Source organism: Providencia sp. PROV252 (assembly GCF_033676005.1).
Lineage (GTDB): Bacteria > Pseudomonadota > Gammaproteobacteria > Enterobacterales > Enterobacteriaceae > Providencia > Providencia vermicola.
This window is the reverse complement of sequence record NZ_CP096294.1, coordinates 2,149,228-2,166,678: the sequence shown is the minus strand read 5'-3', so window position 1 is coordinate 2,166,678 and position 17,451 is coordinate 2,149,228. Positions and strand designations below refer to the sequence as shown.

At 41.4% G+C, this 17,451-nt stretch carries 13 protein-coding genes; 5 read left to right on the top strand and 8 right to left on the bottom strand.

Annotated elements, in window-relative coordinates; all coding sequences use genetic code 11:
• Positions 1-35 precede the first annotated feature (35 nt).
• Positions 36-521, top strand: a complete 486-nt coding sequence (locus M1F05_RS09970) for a MarR family winged helix-turn-helix transcriptional regulator (RefSeq protein ID WP_206086200.1) — start codon at positions 36-38, stop codon at positions 519-521.
• Here M1F05_RS09970 and M1F05_RS09965 read toward each other — a convergent pair.
• From M1F05_RS09965 to M1F05_RS09945, 5 genes are all read right to left on the bottom strand, one after another.
• The gene (locus M1F05_RS09965) at positions 518-2,572 is read right to left on the bottom strand and encodes an SWIM zinc finger family protein (RefSeq protein WP_206086012.1); all 2,055 of its coding nucleotides are present in this window, start codon (positions 2,570-2,572) and stop codon (positions 518-520) included. The genes M1F05_RS09970 and M1F05_RS09965 overlap by 4 nt on opposite strands.
• Complete coding sequence (locus M1F05_RS09960; RefSeq protein WP_206086011.1) at positions 2,569-3,723, bottom strand: VWA domain-containing protein; 1,155 nt, start codon at positions 3,721-3,723, stop codon at positions 2,569-2,571. Before M1F05_RS09960 ends, M1F05_RS09965 begins: the two co-directional genes overlap by 4 nt.
• 2 nt (positions 3,724-3,725) lie before the next feature.
• The gene (locus M1F05_RS09955) at positions 3,726-6,272 is read right to left on the bottom strand and encodes a DUF5682 family protein (RefSeq protein WP_206086199.1); all 2,547 of its coding nucleotides are present in this window, start codon (positions 6,270-6,272) and stop codon (positions 3,726-3,728) included.
• A gap of 69 nt (positions 6,273-6,341) precedes the next feature.
• A complete protein-coding gene (locus M1F05_RS09950; protein WP_206086010.1) occupies positions 6,342-7,451 on the bottom strand; it encodes an ATP-binding protein in 1,110 nt (369 codons plus the stop codon).
• A 23-nt stretch (positions 7,452-7,474) separates the two neighbouring features.
• A complete protein-coding gene (locus M1F05_RS09945) occupies positions 7,475-11,209 on the bottom strand; it encodes a DUF4132 domain-containing protein (protein WP_272516284.1) in 3,735 nt (1,244 codons plus the stop codon).
• Positions 11,210-11,598: 389 nt separating this feature from the next.
• Between M1F05_RS09945 and M1F05_RS09940 the strand changes: the two genes are divergently transcribed.
• The 3 genes from M1F05_RS09940 (at position 11,599) to M1F05_RS09930 (ending at position 13,685) form a co-directional block, all read left to right on the top strand.
• Positions 11,599-11,988 carry a RidA family protein gene (locus M1F05_RS09940; protein WP_206086008.1) on the top strand — a complete coding sequence of 130 codons (390 nt, stop codon included), beginning with the start codon at positions 11,599-11,601 and terminating at the stop codon, positions 11,986-11,988.
• Positions 11,989-12,014: 26 nt separating this feature from the next.
• Complete coding sequence (locus M1F05_RS09935) at positions 12,015-12,983, top strand: threo-3-hydroxy-L-aspartate ammonia-lyase (RefSeq protein ID WP_206086007.1); 969 nt, start codon at positions 12,015-12,017, stop codon at positions 12,981-12,983.
• A 78-nt stretch (positions 12,984-13,061) separates the two neighbouring features.
• Positions 13,062-13,685 carry a transcriptional regulator gene (locus M1F05_RS09930; RefSeq protein WP_206086006.1) on the top strand — a complete coding sequence of 208 codons (624 nt, stop codon included), beginning with the start codon at positions 13,062-13,064 and terminating at the stop codon, positions 13,683-13,685.
• A gap of 20 nt (positions 13,686-13,705) precedes the next feature.
• Here M1F05_RS09930 and M1F05_RS09925 read toward each other — a convergent pair whose 3' ends face one another.
• Together M1F05_RS09925 and M1F05_RS09920 are read right to left on the bottom strand one after the other, a co-directional pair.
• Positions 13,706-14,242, bottom strand: a complete 537-nt coding sequence (locus tag M1F05_RS09925) for a metallophosphoesterase family protein (protein ID WP_206086005.1) — start codon at positions 14,240-14,242, stop codon at positions 13,706-13,708.
• A gap of 111 nt (positions 14,243-14,353) precedes the next feature.
• Positions 14,354-14,632 carry a LysR substrate-binding domain-containing protein gene (locus tag M1F05_RS09920; RefSeq protein WP_318826058.1) on the bottom strand — a complete coding sequence of 93 codons (279 nt, stop codon included), beginning with the start codon at positions 14,630-14,632 and terminating at the stop codon, positions 14,354-14,356.
• 616 nt (positions 14,633-15,248) lie between these two features.
• Here M1F05_RS09920 and M1F05_RS09915 point away from each other — a divergent pair.
• Positions 15,249-16,136, top strand: coding sequence for an alpha/beta fold hydrolase (locus M1F05_RS09915; RefSeq protein WP_206086003.1), 888 nt, complete (start codon positions 15,249-15,251; stop codon positions 16,134-16,136).
• Positions 16,137-16,167: 31 nt separating this feature from the next.
• Here the strand turns inward: M1F05_RS09915 and M1F05_RS09910 are convergent, their stop codons facing one another.
• Complete coding sequence (locus tag M1F05_RS09910) at positions 16,168-17,040, bottom strand: ATP-binding protein (RefSeq protein ID WP_306803690.1); 873 nt, start codon at positions 17,038-17,040, stop codon at positions 16,168-16,170.
• Positions 17,041-17,451: the final 411 nt, after the last annotated feature.

The following is a 17,451-nucleotide window of genomic DNA, read 5'->3' as shown; positions in this document are numbered from 1 at the left end:
TTGACGTCAAGATAAATAACGCCCATTATTTACCTATGGATAGAATCGATAAAATCACTGAACAATGGGAGCGTGAGCGCCCAGACCTTGATATTAGCCCAATGGGGTTAATTGGTCGGTTAGGCAATGTTGCCTATCATCTCACTCGTGAAATGGAAAAAGTCTTCGCTGAATTTGGCCTTAATCGGTCAAGTTTTGATGTGCTTGCAACTTTGCGGCGTTCTGGTGCGCCTTACACCCTGAGCCCAGGGGACATGCTAACTACGCTAATGGTCACGTCAGGAACTATGACAAATCGCATTGATCAACTGGAAAAAGCGGGGTTAGTCTCCCGCCACACTAACCCAGATGATGGCCGTGGCTTTTTAGTGTCACTGACTGAGGAAGGACTGAATCTGATTAATCAAGTCATTGAAGCTCACACGCAAAACCAAGCAAGGCTAGTCGCTAAATTAACGTTGGAAGAGCAACAGGCGCTCAACCAACTATTACGGACATTTCTCGCAACATTTGAATCTTAAACAAATTGAAACGGTAACGGCATTTGCAAGCGCTCAAATTTATCGCATAGGTACACTAATCGTAATACGTTTTCGGGGGAGATCTCCCCTGAAGCAGTTAACAATTTGACCTGGTTGGCTAACCATAACGTGCCCAAATCCTCAAGGACATGTATGACATAACCAATTTCAGCTTGTTGGGATGAAGAAAACTGCTGCCTTCCCGTACACGCCTGGGTTTCCAGTATTGACAAAATTGGACGAATCAATTGGCTTGCGAGCGTTGTTTCAGGCACAAAAGTATTGCTCGTTTGCTGCTTTTTCTCCATGTATTCCATTATCTTACTAAAAAAACCTGAACGTTGTTTTTTGCGAGGGATTGATTCAAAATCAAGGTAAAACAGTTCAATACCTTGCTCTTTCTTCAACCATAATGTTTTAGGCACTAACTGAATACCTTGTGAAGTATGATTGACCAAAGCACTCACTGCGGCAATAGGCCATTTTTCCTTGGTAATAAAGCGTAACTCTTCGATTTTATGGTTTTCATTCCCTTCCCAATTTAATCGCAAAAACGCCCTATTTTTTTCACTATCAGATATCGCCCACAAAATACATTGTTCAGTCTCATTCCAATATAACTGTTCATAATCAGCGAGATGTAAGATAACGGGTTGATAAACATTTTCGCTGGATAAGTTTGAAAGAAATTCACTAGCCTCTTGCCAGTGGGTAAACCCCAACTCTCTTTGAAGCGTTTGGTAATCATCGTTTGCTAACAGCTTTTGGTTATTTTTTTCAGCAAAACTGTCACCACTGGCCGATAATTTACCTTCGTCCGAAAGCCGCGGATCATGTAATTTAAACGGTGTTCGCATCAAATTATCGGCAGTTTGCTTCCAAATGGATAACGTTTGCCAGAGGCTTGAACGGTTGAACATCGGGTCCAGATTATTTGCACGCCCTTGTGTACATTGAATAATTTTTTTCTCTTGGTTATCCCAAAAACTAAACGTCGCACCAATTGCGCCGTTTTGGGTTTGCCACCAATTCGCATCAATTGGCGTTAAATCAAGTACCGATATTTTGTCAGTGTATTGGCGGCGCTGCAAACCTTTAAGCACTGCAAGCTGTGTTGCATCTGCCGTTGAAAGTTGCTGCAAATAGGCAGCAATTTCGGCGATTAACCGCAAAACTTGCCCTTCATCCATCGTAAAGTGCTTACCTGCTAGCAGTTTCACCTGCTGGCTCAGCCTTTTCAAATAATTGGCTAACCGAGGTAAACCTTCCGCTTTCGCCGACATATTCAACAGATGCAATTGCGTGGCGCTACTTTGGCTAATGTGCGACAAACCTTGGCGCAACAAATCTTGGATAAATTGCCCAATGGTGGCGATAACGATTTTATCATCATCAGTTAATGACAGTGCAGTATCAGGCGCAGGGGCTAAATCATCAGGCCATTGCCAAACTACACCATTTTGCATCAACAGTTTAGCAATCACCGCAAGGTGAACCGCTTTTTTCTGTTTTTCGGGGACCGAGGAGATCATCCCCTGAAAACCACTGCCTTTCAGGTAAATGATTGGCTCATCATATTCGGCTAATATCACTCTTAACTGGTTGCATTGATCATCAAAAATGAGTTCACGCTCCTGCCATTCATCTAACAAACGGATCGCTAAGCGGCAATCGGCTTTAGAGACGAGTTTAATCAATGACGTTGACTCTAATGCGAGTAATTCAGGCAATAATGGTTCTGGCTCACTAAGCATCCCCTTATCTTCAATACCCTGAATATTTTCATCTGGCACATTATTCTGAACCCAAAGAACTGCGGCCAAAATATGCTTACAACAACCTGATGCAGTGCAATTACAGGTCGCTTTTTGTACACCTTGTGCATCTAACTTCACCGCTTGCCCATCACTGTCAAACTGCCCAGCAACCAGATCACTAGGATTAACCTTTTGGTTCTCTAAATCTTTGCGCGCTCTGCGTAATAACCCCACGTTTGCAAACACCGCTAACGCATCGTCATCATATTGGTAATAAATGGTTTGCCAACTCATTGCATCACCTCCGCCAGCCACTGAGCAAAGTGCTCAGGGGTTAATGCAGCGACATGCATGCCTCTATCAGCCAATTTTTGGGCAATTTCAGGATCATAAACAGGCAATGCATCGTCATCTAACGCGGCTAAGCCTAAAAGTTTCACTTGCTGACCGTGTAGGCGTTGTGTGCAGTTAAGTAGATGATTTAGTGCCCCGCCTTCCTCAAAGTCGCTTATCAAACTGATAATCGTACGTTTAGGGTTACGGATCAAACTTTCACAGTACTGCATCGCTTTGGCAATATCGGTTCCACCGCCCAATTGTACCGTCATTAAAACCTCAACAGGGTCATGGGCTAAATGGCTTAAATCAACAACTTGCGTATCAAAAACCACGAGTGAAACCCTGACTGTTGGCAATGCGGCTAAAATACTGGCACAGACTGCCGCATACATAATTGAACTGGCCATCGAACCACTTTGGTCAACACACAAAATTACATCCCACGGCAAGTGCTGCTGTTGACGCGAGTTGAAATACGGGGTTTTGATGACTAACCGTTGGTTTTGCCGATCATAATTTTTTAAATTTGCAGCAATAGTCGCACGCCAATCGAAATTACGGCTATTTGGAATTAACGAACGGCGAAAACGGTTCCTCCGCCCAGTTAATGCTTGGCGGAACTGATTACGCATTTGGCTGAGAATATCATCCACGACTTTGCGAATGATATTTTTCACTGCATCACGCGTATCTTCGTTCATTTTTCCCCGTAAACTCATTAGCGTTTTTGCTAATGCCTTCGTGGGTTCCATGGCATTCAATGCGTCAGGGTTTTTAAGTAAGCTACTGATTTCATAACGCTCAAGCGCCTGTGATTGCATGCGCTCAAACGTACTATTTGGGAATAACTTCCGCGCTTGGTTTAACCAATTCACTGCGGTAAGTTGCGATGCATCTAAAGAACCGTGACGACCACCTTCTTGTCGCAGTCCACGCCGTTGATATTCACGGCGATATAAAAAATCCAATGAGCGCTCGATTTTTAACTCTTCCGCACTGAATGCCGCTTGCCCCAGCGCGTTATCCGCATATTGGCCTAATACTAAACGCCAGCGTTTAGCAAGTTGCAGTTGTTCTGGCGTCAATGGCATCTCTTTTTTGCTCATCGTTATTTCGCCTCCGACGTGTGAGTGAACCAACGTTGTAGACCAAGCTCAACAAGCTGATTTTGTAGTCGTTGTTCTAATTGCAACGCTTGCAGCATTTGTTTCTCATTAAATTCTGTTTGGTGCAGCGTCAAATCTTGTGCTTCGATTGATAAGTTTTGCGCGATATGCTGTGCCATTTGTGCATTTTGTTTTGGCGTCAGTTGGCTAAATGCAAAGCGCAAATCTGGCAGCACCTGAATAAATCGACTTTCATCCCATTTACTGAGTAAATCATTCAAAGAGTCGATTAAGAGTGGAATACGTAAAATTAATTCAGGGGCAGCGCGCATTACGCCAATAAAATAGCCAATAGCGATTTCTGGGTCACTTCCTGCACTAAACGCACTTTGGATCTCGTTAACTAATGTCTCTTCATCGGTTTTTGCACCCAAATAACGCAGAGCATCCACGGCCCCTTTTAATAAAGGGACATGGTTTAATTGGTCTTTACAGCGAGCCAACTGGTGATAAAAATCGTGATAATAATCGTGATTTTTATTAATTTCAGGCATAAATGTCACCAGTTCGCGGCATGAAAGTAGCGCATTAAAATACATTTCTTGCTGCTGCTCATCCCCTTGAGTAATTTGCTCAAAGCAATAAAAAACTTGCTGCAATAAAGTATCCAAACGAGCTTCAATCGTAAAATTCTCTTCGATATCAAAGAACTGTCTTCCTCGCCATAAATGTACTAACTTATGGCCACAAGCTACTAATGATTCGAATTTTGTATCTTGCTGAATATAACTATCTAACAATGAAAATAGTGTAGGAATGCGTTGATGTAAGCCAATGATCGCCGCTTGCATCAATAATGTCACAGCACTCTGGCTTGAACGACTGACCCCTTGTTGCTCAAGGTTTTTTTCCATTTCAAATAAACGATTCAATGCGATCGTTTTAAGCTGAGTCCCTTTTTCTGATAATGCAATTAACTCGCCTTCCACATTTGGCGTCCAGGCATATTGCCACTCTTCAAATAACACATCCATTTGGTTTCCTGACATAAAATTTGGGCCAGAAAGGTGTTTTGCAAAATGAATATCTAAAAAAGCCAATAAATGTAAAAAGCGACTACGTAGGCGATGTTGTTTATTACGATACACATCTAACCGACTGATTTTGCTTAATGTGTCATCAAGCTTAAAGCGAAACCCCTTTGCCATCTCATAGGTTTGTGCCACCAACGGCGGCGTTGTTGTGCCTTTGGGGATTTGGCCTAGGCGAAAACCTGAAAAGCAGGTTTTAATTTCATGCCAAAGTTCATCTTGGCTCTCATCAAGGCTGCCTTTAATAAATGCACTTTGTAGTCCATCCAATAAATCATAGCGCCCTGTCCCTGCATGCCCACGAAAGGCCGCTAAGCGAATGCTTTGTTCCGCGGCCAGTTTTACCGATAAAAAACCAGGAGCCGCATCAAATTGCTTTTCGCGCAAAATAGTCGCCACCTTTGCCAGATACGCGATCCCCAATTTATTCCGATACACCTGAGTTGGTCGAACTCGGCCATTTTCACGGTCTTGGCGCTGTTGCAATAGTGTTTCCCATACTTTTTGGTAAAACGCGGGGGATGGCATACCTGATGCATAACCGTTTAGTGCATCAAGCTTATCGTCACTATAACGTATTAACCATGCACTCTCGTTTTCAGCGGTTTTTTGTTGTTTTACAAACTGCTTTTGAGCTATCGCCGTGAGTGCAAATTGTTGAGTTGCCCGTTCAGCTAAACCTTCAATTAACGCGAGGGTATGAAATCCGCCAGTCACGATAACAATTTTGGCGTTTGGCTGCTTCGTTTTAATGCTTTGAATATGAGCTTGCATATGGGATTCACGCTGTGTAGAGCCTTCAGATTCAAGGACTTCAGGCTCATAATCTAAACGAGCTAACCCACACCAGATGAAACTGTCTTTAAAAAATGCAGACCAATCAGTGAGCTGCTCAAAAGTACGTAATTCAAATAGTTGTTCCCAAAGCTCATCATGGTCACGGCAACCACTTTTTTTTGCTAGCTGTGCAATAAATAAGCTATGTGCTAAATAACGCTCTTTTTGCAGGCTTTGACTTTGCCCTTCATCAGTTTCATCAATATTCACCTGCGCAGCCCAAGGTAAATCAATAAACTGTAATTGTGCTTTATATCGTGAGCCTTGCTTAAGTGCTTGCCATTCTGGGGAATATTCGCAAAATGGGAAATAAGCCGACCGAGTGACAGCGTCACTTCCATCCTTTAATGCGCCTGCTTTAATTTCCGTTTGCACCATAATAGCGACGGGCGGTTGTGTGTCTTGATGCAGCAACCCTGAAATCAACCCATTAAAACTATCAGGTCCTTCAATCAGTACATAATCAGGGTTAATCTGCTCAATCAATGAGGCCGTGCTGTAGGCACAAGCTGGACTGTGATGGCGAACGGGAGCAAAATAAATCTTTTCTGATTCAAGCTGTTGCCAGCTCATCAATGCTTGTTCGAGTCGTTCGGGTAAAGGTATGGAAGGCAAACTCACCGTAATATTCCCTGATTGATAAATATGGGCGAAGCCAAAGACCTCGCCATGCATTACACGTTAACAATCCTATTGCCAAAACTGACGGGAAGCTTCAAAGAATGCTTTCCATTCGGGGCTCTGTTTGGCTCTTTCTCGTGCGACATTATCAATGTAATAACGCATCCGCTTGATATCATCTGCATTATCTTTGAGTACAACCCCAATTAGCTGACGAGCGACTGCACCAGCACTTAACGTTCCGTCTCCCAAATAATGGGCTTCTAACGCACACGCATAAGCGATATTCACCGCTTCTGCTGTCGACATCACCGCATCTGGGGTTTTGATATTGCCGCCATCCTTGGTATTGCCTGAACGTAGCTCTTGGAAAGTGGTGACTAATAATTCAATCACATTCGCAGGCACAGTCACCAAGCCATTTAGCTCGCCTAGTTCGCTGGTAAGCTGTTTATTAATTAGCTCAATTTCAAACGCAGGGTCTTGAATCGGCCTCACCGTTTCGAAGTTAAAGCGACGTTTTAATGCCGATGACATTTCATGCACGCCACGGTCACGTAAGTTGGCTGTACCAATTAAATTAAAGCCTTGCTTAGCACTGATCCTCGCATTGTCTTTCATTTCGGGGATCATCATCTGTTTTTCAGACATTAAGCTGACCAATACATCTTGTATTTCTGGTGGGCAGCGGGTGATCTCTTCAAAACGCACAATTTTTCCTTCCAGCATGCCTTGATAAAGTGGCGAGCTAACCAACGCTTTTTCCGTAGGCCCTTCTGCCAATAGCAACGCATAGTTCCATGAGTATTTAATGTGATCTTCGGTTGTTCCAGCTGTTCCCTGAATAGTTAAGCCCGAATCACCGCTGATTGCTGCAGCTAATAATTCGGATAACATGGATTTTGCTGTTCCTGGTTCTCCGACTAACATCAGACCCTGTTTACCTAACAAGGTCACTATTGCGCGGTCAACTAAAGCATCATCCCCAAAAAACTTCGGCGTAATACCCAGAGCTTCATCACCTAAAATAAACTGCCTAACCGCGCGTGGTGAACGTAGCCAACCTTGTGGTTTTGGGTTATGGCTATCGGCTTGTGTGAGTTTTTCCAGTTCATCAGCAAAACGAATTTCTGCGCTTTCACGCAGAACATGCCCTTTTATTGTTTCTTTGTTACTCATCGAGTTATCCTATTAAACCCTAATTACCAAGGTGTTTTCTTTTCCCACTCAGGGTCAAATCCTGCACAGGCGTCAGCCACTTTTAAGTAATCCGCATAGCTTTCAGCTAATAAAATTGGCGGGATATCTTTTAACTCTATGTAACTGCGATTCCATGAGCTTTGTTGCCCACTTTCAAAGCTTAAGGAGTACAAGACCGCAGGAATATTTTCTTCTGGTACATAGCTTCCACTAAACTCAATGTAGACATAGAAACCTAGGCTAGCATAGTGTTTCGAGTAATGCATAAAGCTACCGCCATCCTCCGCTTGGCCACGCTGATACCCCATTTTGGTGAGCACACCACGTAACGTATAGGTATCTGTCAGCCAACCTTTGCGATCTTCGATTTCAGTGAGTGCGAGGTCTAATTCAGGGATTTTGTGTTCCATTTGCGAGAACAAAAATTTCACTTTGTAATCTTTAAAATGGACCAACCAACCTTTTCTTTCATCTTCCGAAATCAACGCAGCATGAGCCAGTTTAATTGATGACCCTGCGCTTAACTCGATTTCATCATCCTCAAGGTTAAGCAGACTACCATCATCTGAAGGACGGAATACATTGATAACCTTATCGTTATCTATTTCCATCCAGACAAGCCTTTCAATCAAACCGCGCATAATCGGATGAGCTTGGATATATTCTTGCCAGTCTTGTGTGGTCCACAAACGTTCCGCACACATTGCTTCGTATAAGCGTGCAGTTTGTAGATCAATAACTTGCTTAAGTTCCTTTTTACTGGAACTCAGTAATTTTTTCGATTCTTTAATCAGCTCTTCATTATCCGTTTTACGGGCGGCTGGTAATGCTTTGATCTCTTTGCCTTCAGGGTTAAACAACACCAATTTTTGTTGGGGATCTAGTTTTGCAGTAAAAGTACGCTCGCCATACTCAAGGGCAAGTACCCCTGTTTCATCCATTCCTGCTGTTGGAATAGTCCGGTCGGCAAGTTCATCGGCACTCCAGCCATTACGCTCCGCTATTTGAGCCACTAAACCACGTGCTTTTTCTTGTACAGAAGCGGTACGATAACGGCGTGAAAGTGAGAGTAATAATTGAATAATGAGCGGGTCATTGCTGGTTGCTACCGCATCAATCATGGCCTCAATTTGTGCGCGACGCTGATAATGATCACGCATATAATTACGTAACGCGGTGACTGCAATGTGCCCTTCAATACCACAAATGAGCGCTAGCATGCCTTTATCGGTAATCGCTGACCCTAAATAACGGCGAAGCACTTCATTCTTAATGTCATTAATACACTGCTCAAGGGTGTAATTTTCATACTGACTGTAATACTCTGGCCAACGTTTTACCCAATCTTGGTAGTTGGTTAAACGCTGTGGTGCATCTCGTTCTGCTTCTGCCATTGCCATTTCTAGCGATGGGCCTGCGGTATCTTGAGCAATAAAGCTATTGAGCATAAAGCTTCCAAGCTTACGCTGGCTATCCACTGATAACAAACTGATATAACGCTGTAATAAACCATTACCTGCTGGCATTTTTAATTTCACAGCTAAAATAACCCACCAGCGAATAATTTCCCCATCGACAGGTTTATTATTTTGCCAAGTCAGTGCAGGTAAAGAATCTAAATTAAACCAAGACATGCTTGCTGGAGCTTTACCCTTAAGCCCTTTTTGTGCTTCAGCTAATAGGACTTTTGGTGATAAATAACTGGAAATGTCTTCCCCAAATTGTTCCAACGCCGTTAATAGTGCAGCACGCACAATTTCACGTTTTTCTTTTTTCAATAATGCATATAGAGGTTTTAAAGAATCAGGGTGTTTAAGGCGCGCTAGCCACTCAATGGCAGTCACACGAATTTCTTGTTTACCTGAGTCTAAACCTTCTGCTGCATTAACATGAATATTCGGCAATGTTTCGAGTAATTTTTGCGCACTTAAACGATGCGTTTTATTCTCTCCTAACGCGAGTTCCATAATACGTGGAATAAAGCGAGCAGGGATAGTTGGTAACATCGCTAATACTTCTATACCACTTGAAGCATCATATTCTTGGTAGTAGCGTTGTTTTGCTTGCTGCGGAATTAACCCTAATGCTTCGGCGATAAAATCAGGGTATTGCGTAAAGAACGGCCAAACTTGCTGCGGTTGATTAAACAGTTTTAAGCCATCATTGTATGAACGCAAACAGAAATCTGCAATTAGACGGTGAGCCTGTTGATAATGGCAATGAGTTAATACCTGTTCTAATTGACGTAATTCAATTTGGCCAATAATACGTGGTGGAACTTCACGGGTCAGGTAATAATGAGAAAAATGATCCATTCCCGTGCGGTTATGACTAATCAGACGTAATGCATGAAATAACGTAAACTCTGGGAGATTATTAATACGCTCTTTGAATTTCACCACATTGTATTCATGGTCAGTAATCACCTCTTTGCCTGAGTTCAACTTATCAATAATTTTTGCGCAGGTTTTCGCATCCAGTTTTTGGAATTCTTTATAATGACGCTGTGCCCAGTTGTACGTGTGCTTTTGCTTTTTATTCTCTTCAATTTCATTCTCTGCATTTTCTTTGGCTTTTTGCAGCATCTCATTGAAGTTATTGATTAAGATATCTTTTGCACTCTCTGGTAGTGGGGTATCTTCAAGTTCAACAAGCGCTGGCAGCGCAGTTTCCTCAATTTCACTGGCGCTATCCATCACCGAAAAACGTGAAATGGCACTTTCAATACTTTTCAATACCGTTTTGTTGGTTTCCGTTTGCAATGCAGCTTCGAGAACTTCTCTATCCTTACCAATTCGGGCAAATAAATCCGCGGCTTGCGTACGCTGCTTTGGTGTTCCTTCTGTTAGCACTTTGGTCAAATATAGTTTGACTGATTCATCAGGTAGAATAGACAGTGTAGGCTCTGCGGCACTGCGTACGGTTTTTAATGAACTGGTTGCAAATGTCACTAAACAATCTGCAAACACCGAATATAGTGCTTTATCTTTTTTCAGGACATTGATTAGCTGCACTTGCCCTGCGGCAGACAAATTACCAATCAATGTCTGCTTAATAAAACCTTGCTGTGCAATTAAATATTCTTTAAAGCCTGGGAGAACAAATAACCGGTTTAAGTTCTCATAGTGGTAATCCGACAAATGTTGTCTATCGAAGATAATATACAACACTGAGTTAGCGGGCTTATCTGTTTCTTTGCTAATCATCTCAGACAACAATTCCACATTCCAATGCTTACGGTGATCTAATTTTTCATCACGAGAATTGTCGAAGGTTTTGGAAAATGCATCGCCGACTAAATAACTTACCCATGACGGTAATTCGGATGTCAGCACTTTAATATTAATATCTTGGCAGGCAGCGGCTAATACTTTGGCAAATCGCGCAACTTGCTCTGCACTCACACCATCGCCGACTTTGGAATACAGTTTATGGCGGGCATTACTCCCTTGACGGATCACTTTATTATATTGGCCCGTATTAAAATTATTACCTCCCCACCACCAATCCACAGTGCCTGGTTTGTCTAATAAAATAACGGCTTTTTCGGTATCCAGTTGGCTTAATTTTACCAAGACTTCTGGCGATGTTCCTTCCAGTACATATTCAACCACCATTTTGGGCAAAGAATCATCCAAGACGGATAACGGTAAAACCGCTTCTTGAACATATTGTTCAGCCACTTTACTGCTTTTTTTCCCAAAAATAGAAAGTATATCAAACGTAAACTTCGCCATGTCGTATCCCTAAAAGTTTTTATATAACAACTTCTTACCATTTTATTTTTCTCGTCACAATTTGATTATTCTTAATCACTTTTATTTAAGATAACTCCCTTTCATTGTGAACGATTTTTAATTTTACTCATTCTAATCTTTGCAATTTCTTTCACTAAAAAATTCGCTTTTATTGAATAAATGAGTGGCGAATTACCAAGCAAGAATATTCATGATCAACACCACAGCTAACAATCCGCAAAAACCTTAACTGCAAACTGTTCTGCATTTTTTCTCATATTAGCATCAAGCATTGATGTTTTTTTCTTCAAAAACAGATTGACTGTACATATAATACAATATTAGACTAAAAGTCTAACATGTGCTTTTTTGTCAAGTTCGAGGTTGCTATGAGCCAGTCAATTCAATATATCAATGCCCCTACTCTGCTCCCGCCACGAGGCCACTATTCCCATTGTGTGGGCGCTAATGGGTTTATGTTTATTTCGGGTCAATTACCCGTCGATGTTTCAGGGCAAGCAATCACTGATACCCCCTTTAACGTTCAGGCTAAATTAGTATTAAAAAATCTTGACGCTTGCTTGTCAGCCGCCAATATAACAAAAGCAAATTTAGTCCAAGTGCGTGTTTATATAGCTGATATGAATGATTGGCAGGAATTTAATCAAATTTATGCAGCGTGGATAGGTGACTTTCGCCCTGCTCGCGCTGTTGCAGGTGTTTCTGAACTTCACTTTAACGCAGCGCTCGAAATTGAAGCAACTGCGGTTTTAGGCTAATTCAAAAAATTTCAACGAGGCATAAAATGACGGGTTTAACTTTACCAACTTATCGAGATGTTGAAGCAGCAGCTAAGCGCATCGCGGGGTTTGCACACAAAACCCCTGTACTCACCTCAACAACCGCCAATAAAGAATTTGGTGGTGAGCTATTTTTTAAATGCGAAAATTTCCAACGGATGGGGGCATTTAAATTTCGTGGCGCATTCAATGCACTTGCCCAATTTACACCAGAGCAGAAAAAAGCGGGGGTAATTGCCTTTTCATCCGGTAACCACGCACAAGGTATCGCCCTTGCAGCCCAATTACTGAATATACCAGCAACAATTCTCATGCCAAACGACGCACCTGCTGTTAAAGTTGCGGCAACCCAAGGTTATGGCGCCAATGTTGTGCATTTCGATAGGTACACGCAAGACCGCGAAGCATTATGCAAGCAACTCGCAGAACAACAGGGTTTAACCATCATTCCACCTTATGACCACCCCCATATTATTGCAGGACAAGGCACATCCGCTATGGAGCTGTTCCAAGAGGTGGGTGAATTGGAAGCCTTATTTGTTTGCTTAGGTGGTGGCGGCTTGCTATCTGGCTGTGCACTTGCTGCTCGCCAATTGTCCCCTAACTGTCAAGTTTATGGTGTCGAGCCGTTAGCGGGTAACGATGCACAGCAATCTTTCCGCCAAGGTAAAATTGTCCATATCGATACACCAAAAACCATCGCTGATGGCGCGCAGACCCAACATTTGGGGCAGTATACATTTGAAATTATTAAAAATAATGTCGATGATATTTTTACTGTTACCGATGAGCAACTTATTGACAGAATGAAATTTTATGCAGAGCGCCTGAAAGTGGTTGTTGAACCAACGGGTTGTCTATCCTATGCTGCTGCGTTAGCGCAAAAAGACCAATTCCAAGGTAAACGAGTCGGTATTATTGTCAGTGGTGGTAATGTCGATATCAATCGCTTTGCTGAATTAGTTTCACAGTAACTCTCCACCCTTTATCTATTAGCGAGATAAAAAATGGGTTAAAATTAATAAATTAACGCTTTTAGATAAGGGGGTTTTATGTCTAGCACCAAGGAAAATACATTATTGGCGCAAATCGAAACAATCGCCAAAGGGCTGAGCGAAACTTTTGCACCATTTTGTGAGGTTGTCGTTCATGACCTAAAAAACCCCGAACATTCAATTTTATCGATTCATAATAATTTGTCTGGTCGTCAAGTAGGCGAGCCTACCACAGAACTCGGCTTAGCACGCATTGAATCTGCTGATTTTCCTAATATTGTCGCCAATTATACCAATCAATTTTCCGATGGACGCCCCGTTAAAAGCACATCTATTGGTATCAAAAATGAGAATGGTGAATATGTTGCTGCTTTGTGCCTAAATTTAGATATGACGTTATTTCGGGGGATGCAAAGTGTATTGTCGCAATTTATTGAAGTTGGAAATAGCCCAATCAAAGAACATATTGAGCCCAATGGATCAGAAGCTATTCGTCATCGAATCGATCAATATGCCGCGACACTTGCCGCAACACCGCGGACATTAAAAGCGGAAGAACGAAAAAACCTCATAGAAATTTTACGTAGCGAAGGCTTGCTTGACGTCAAAAAATCCATGGAAACAGTTGCACAGCATCTTGGTGTTTCACGTGCTTCTGTTTATTTGTATGCTAAAAAATAGACTTGTTTATTATTAAATAATTAACCATTTGCACGTTTTAGAATAGTTTTAATACTAATAGGGAAAAAATTATTTACATCAACGCCAACATTCATCGCTCGAGGCCCTAAAATATCTAAGCGTTTACGTTGTTCTGGGTCTTTTCCTGAATTATGCACATGGCCATATAAATGGATTGCATCACGAAAAAAACCTTGCCATTCTAAGATAGGATAGTGAAATAAAACAAATTTTTGTTTTTGATAATCCAACTCGTAATAACTCTTCACCCATTCAAAGAGTGATGAATCAAACTCTGGATCATCTAAAAACTTGTCATGGTTACCACGAATAAGGTATTTTTTGCCCGATAACCTGCGCAAAATTTTATTCGCATCCGCCCCATTACCTTTGTATAAAAAATCCCCCAAGATGTAGATTTCATCATGGTCTGTTACATAAGCATTCCAGTTATGAATCAACGTATCATTCATGTGGCTAGTGCTTTTGAAAGGACGATCACACAGGTTGATAATGTTAGAGTGGCAAAAATGGGTATCTGAAATAAAATAAATCATATAAAACCTAAAAATCTATAGTTAAAAATTATCTTTAAGCAACGAATTGCTTGGTAGCTATCATATCCCAATGATTTTTAATTGCTTTACAGAATAGGCTGAAAAATCACCTTATCGTTTATCCTTTTCCTCCCAAATTGCACGTCCTTGCCAATACTCGTCAAAAAACTGTAAAAACTGACGCACTTTCGGTGGCAAATAGCGTTTTGTTGGATATAACGCACAAATCGGTGCCTCTGGCTTCGAAAACTCGGCTAAAATAGGACGTAAATTTCCTTGCGCAATTTGCTCACCCACCAAGAAAGCACCCAATTGGCAAATGCCATGCCCCTGTAATGCCGCATTTAAAATCGCTTCCGTATCATTCAACACAAGCCGCCCTTTCGGCATATAACTTTGCACCGCTGAACCCAATTTAAATTTAGACAACCATCAAATCAGTTTTGCTTTGCTTCTTTATGGTATTACAGGAATTTTAGGCAATTTTATCTTCGGGATGGCCTCTAGCCGAAATATAAAGCTATCTATTTTTGGGATAATTAGTTTAATAATTATCAGCCTAATTTTATTTGTATATTTGCCATTAAACGTTTTTTGGGGCTATTTTATCATCGCACTTTGGGGAGTGGCATACGGTGGAGTCTCTGTATCCTTAATGAATTGGATGATCGGATATAGCATTTCGCGAATTGAGATTACGAGCGCCTTGTATATCGCATTCTTCAATGGAGGAATTGCTTTTGGGTCAGCATTAGGCAGCCTTATTGTTTCCACCTACTCATTAAATACAAACATACTTACTGCATTGTTTTTACTTCTTTTTTCACTTATTGTGCTAATATTTAGCCGATTTATATCTGTTAGATAATAAACTGTGTTATTTTCTGCAAAATTACAGCAATGCTGCTACATTCGCTTTCTTAGCAACCTTTACCCATTTTTGGGGCTCGTATTTGCTACACTATGGCGGCATAAATAGCACAACATTCAATTCAGTGGAAAAAAAATGACAACCAAACAACCTATTTCACTTTTTCATGATGCATTTGGCGCTCCTGAGAACCCTGCCGTTGTACTTGTGCCAGGTCTAGGCGGCCACAACATTAGTTGGACAACAGATTTTTGCCAACAAATCGCTAGCGCAGGTTTTTATATTATCCGAATTGATAACCGTGATGCGGGTTTATCTCCTCATATGGATAATTTCCCTCCAATCAACCTAGGGGAATTGATTCAAAAAATGCAAACAGGACAACCATTCGATATCGCATATACGTTATTCGATATGGTGGACGATATTGTGCATTTATTAGATAGCTTATCAATTGATAAAACGCATATAATTGGTCGTTCAATGGGCGGAATGATCGCTCAATTATTTGCGGCGAAATACCCTGAACGCACAATCACTTTGTCCCCGATTATGTCTTCAACAGGGAACCCCAACTTACCGCAAAGTGCCCCTGATGTGATGCAAATGTTGATGAGTTCAGGCGCAAACCCCAAAGAAGATTTTGAGGCTTATCTGGCTGGGCAACTTGCCTTTTATCGCCGTATTAGCTCAAGTTGTTGCCCATTTGATGAGGAATATTACCGCGATTATGTGCAACAAGCCCTTGCTCGAAACTATTCACCTGAAGGTACTAAACGCCAAATTGTTGCTGTCGCGGTGACTGGTGATATGCGTCCACATCTGAGCCACATTAATGTTCCTACGTTAGTTATTCACGGCTCAATTGACCCGTTATTCCCCGTTGAAGCGGGTCAAGATATCGCAGATAACATTTCGAACGCAAAAATCGCCATTATTGAAGGTATGGGCCATGAGACACCCCCAGCCATTAACCCACAGATTGCAAAACTAGTAGTTGAGCATTTAGGTTCAGCAAATTAACTAAAAAAGGTGCTCTTTGATAGCACCTTTTCTATAACCACCCCTGCTTTTTATGCTGCGAGCATATTGGGCAAGTTTGCACATCCTCTTCCCACGAAAAAAAGGGTAAATGGCAAGTATGACATTTGGCATCATAGTAATGAAATACGGTAGGCTCGCTATGCTTAGCTGTGTGCTCATAAACTTGAATCGATTTTGGAAAACATACCACTTGGCAACTCATACAGCCTGTGCAACGCTTTTCATCTAAAATGAATTGGTTATCGCCAATTTGTATCGCGTTTTCATCACATACTTTCGCGCACGCCCCACATAAAATACAGCTTTCGTTTTCAAGTTCTATCTTGAACCAGCTATCTTCTGGATAAAATTGTTTCCGTGCATTAAGCCCTGTTTTCACCTGCCCTTTACTCAGGGGTTTCTGGTCTAACTTTTGACGAAAGAGCATCATACGGCGCCCACTATCTACTGCAAGAGGTTGCTCAATACGTAGCTGCCAAATAGGCTCTTGTAATGTTTTTAACTTAAGATTGAGAGCCGCTATCGTTGGTAACCATTTATCAACCAAGGGTTCCGCTATTTGAATACCCCGAATTTGAAATTGTTTATGCCAAACAATCAGTTCTTCCGTCATTGCGACAGGCTCATCATAGTTAACTACTAAATAATCCTGTTGATATGTACGTTCGTGAGGCGAAATATTTTCAATGGCATCAACAGGGCAGGAGAAGAGACAGTTACCACACTGGAAACAAAGATCATTATCAATTTTCGCATCCATGTGACTAAACGAGATAGCATTCACTGGACAGCTGGTAGAACAGTTATCACAAATGCTATTTTTGAGGCGTTTTCTCACGCAATTGCTATTAATTATGGGTTCAGGAGGAAGCTCTAGATTCATAAAACGTTTTATCAATTGGCCCCCCTTACATGGCAAAAAATTATCTTAAAAAATGCATACATTAAATTCATAGGAAAATGTTAGCATTAAACAGACAGTAAGTTTACTGCAACTTACTGTCTCCAAAGATGATTCAAGCCAAAAAACTTGCTTAAATACCCAAAATACTAATTAATTTAAAATATTATGGTCTAAATCAGATGATTTTTGACTAGTTTTACGGGTTCCCACGTCGCTAAAGTATTATTTAAATCACCACTCGTGGTACTGAGTGTCTCATCTTGCATACGGATAGAAGCGAGTGTGCTCACTAAATACTCTAATTTTTGCAATACGTTATCTGACCGACTATCATTGTCCCATTGTTGATGAACAATTTTGGGCGCTTGTGTATTAAGGCATTGAAATATT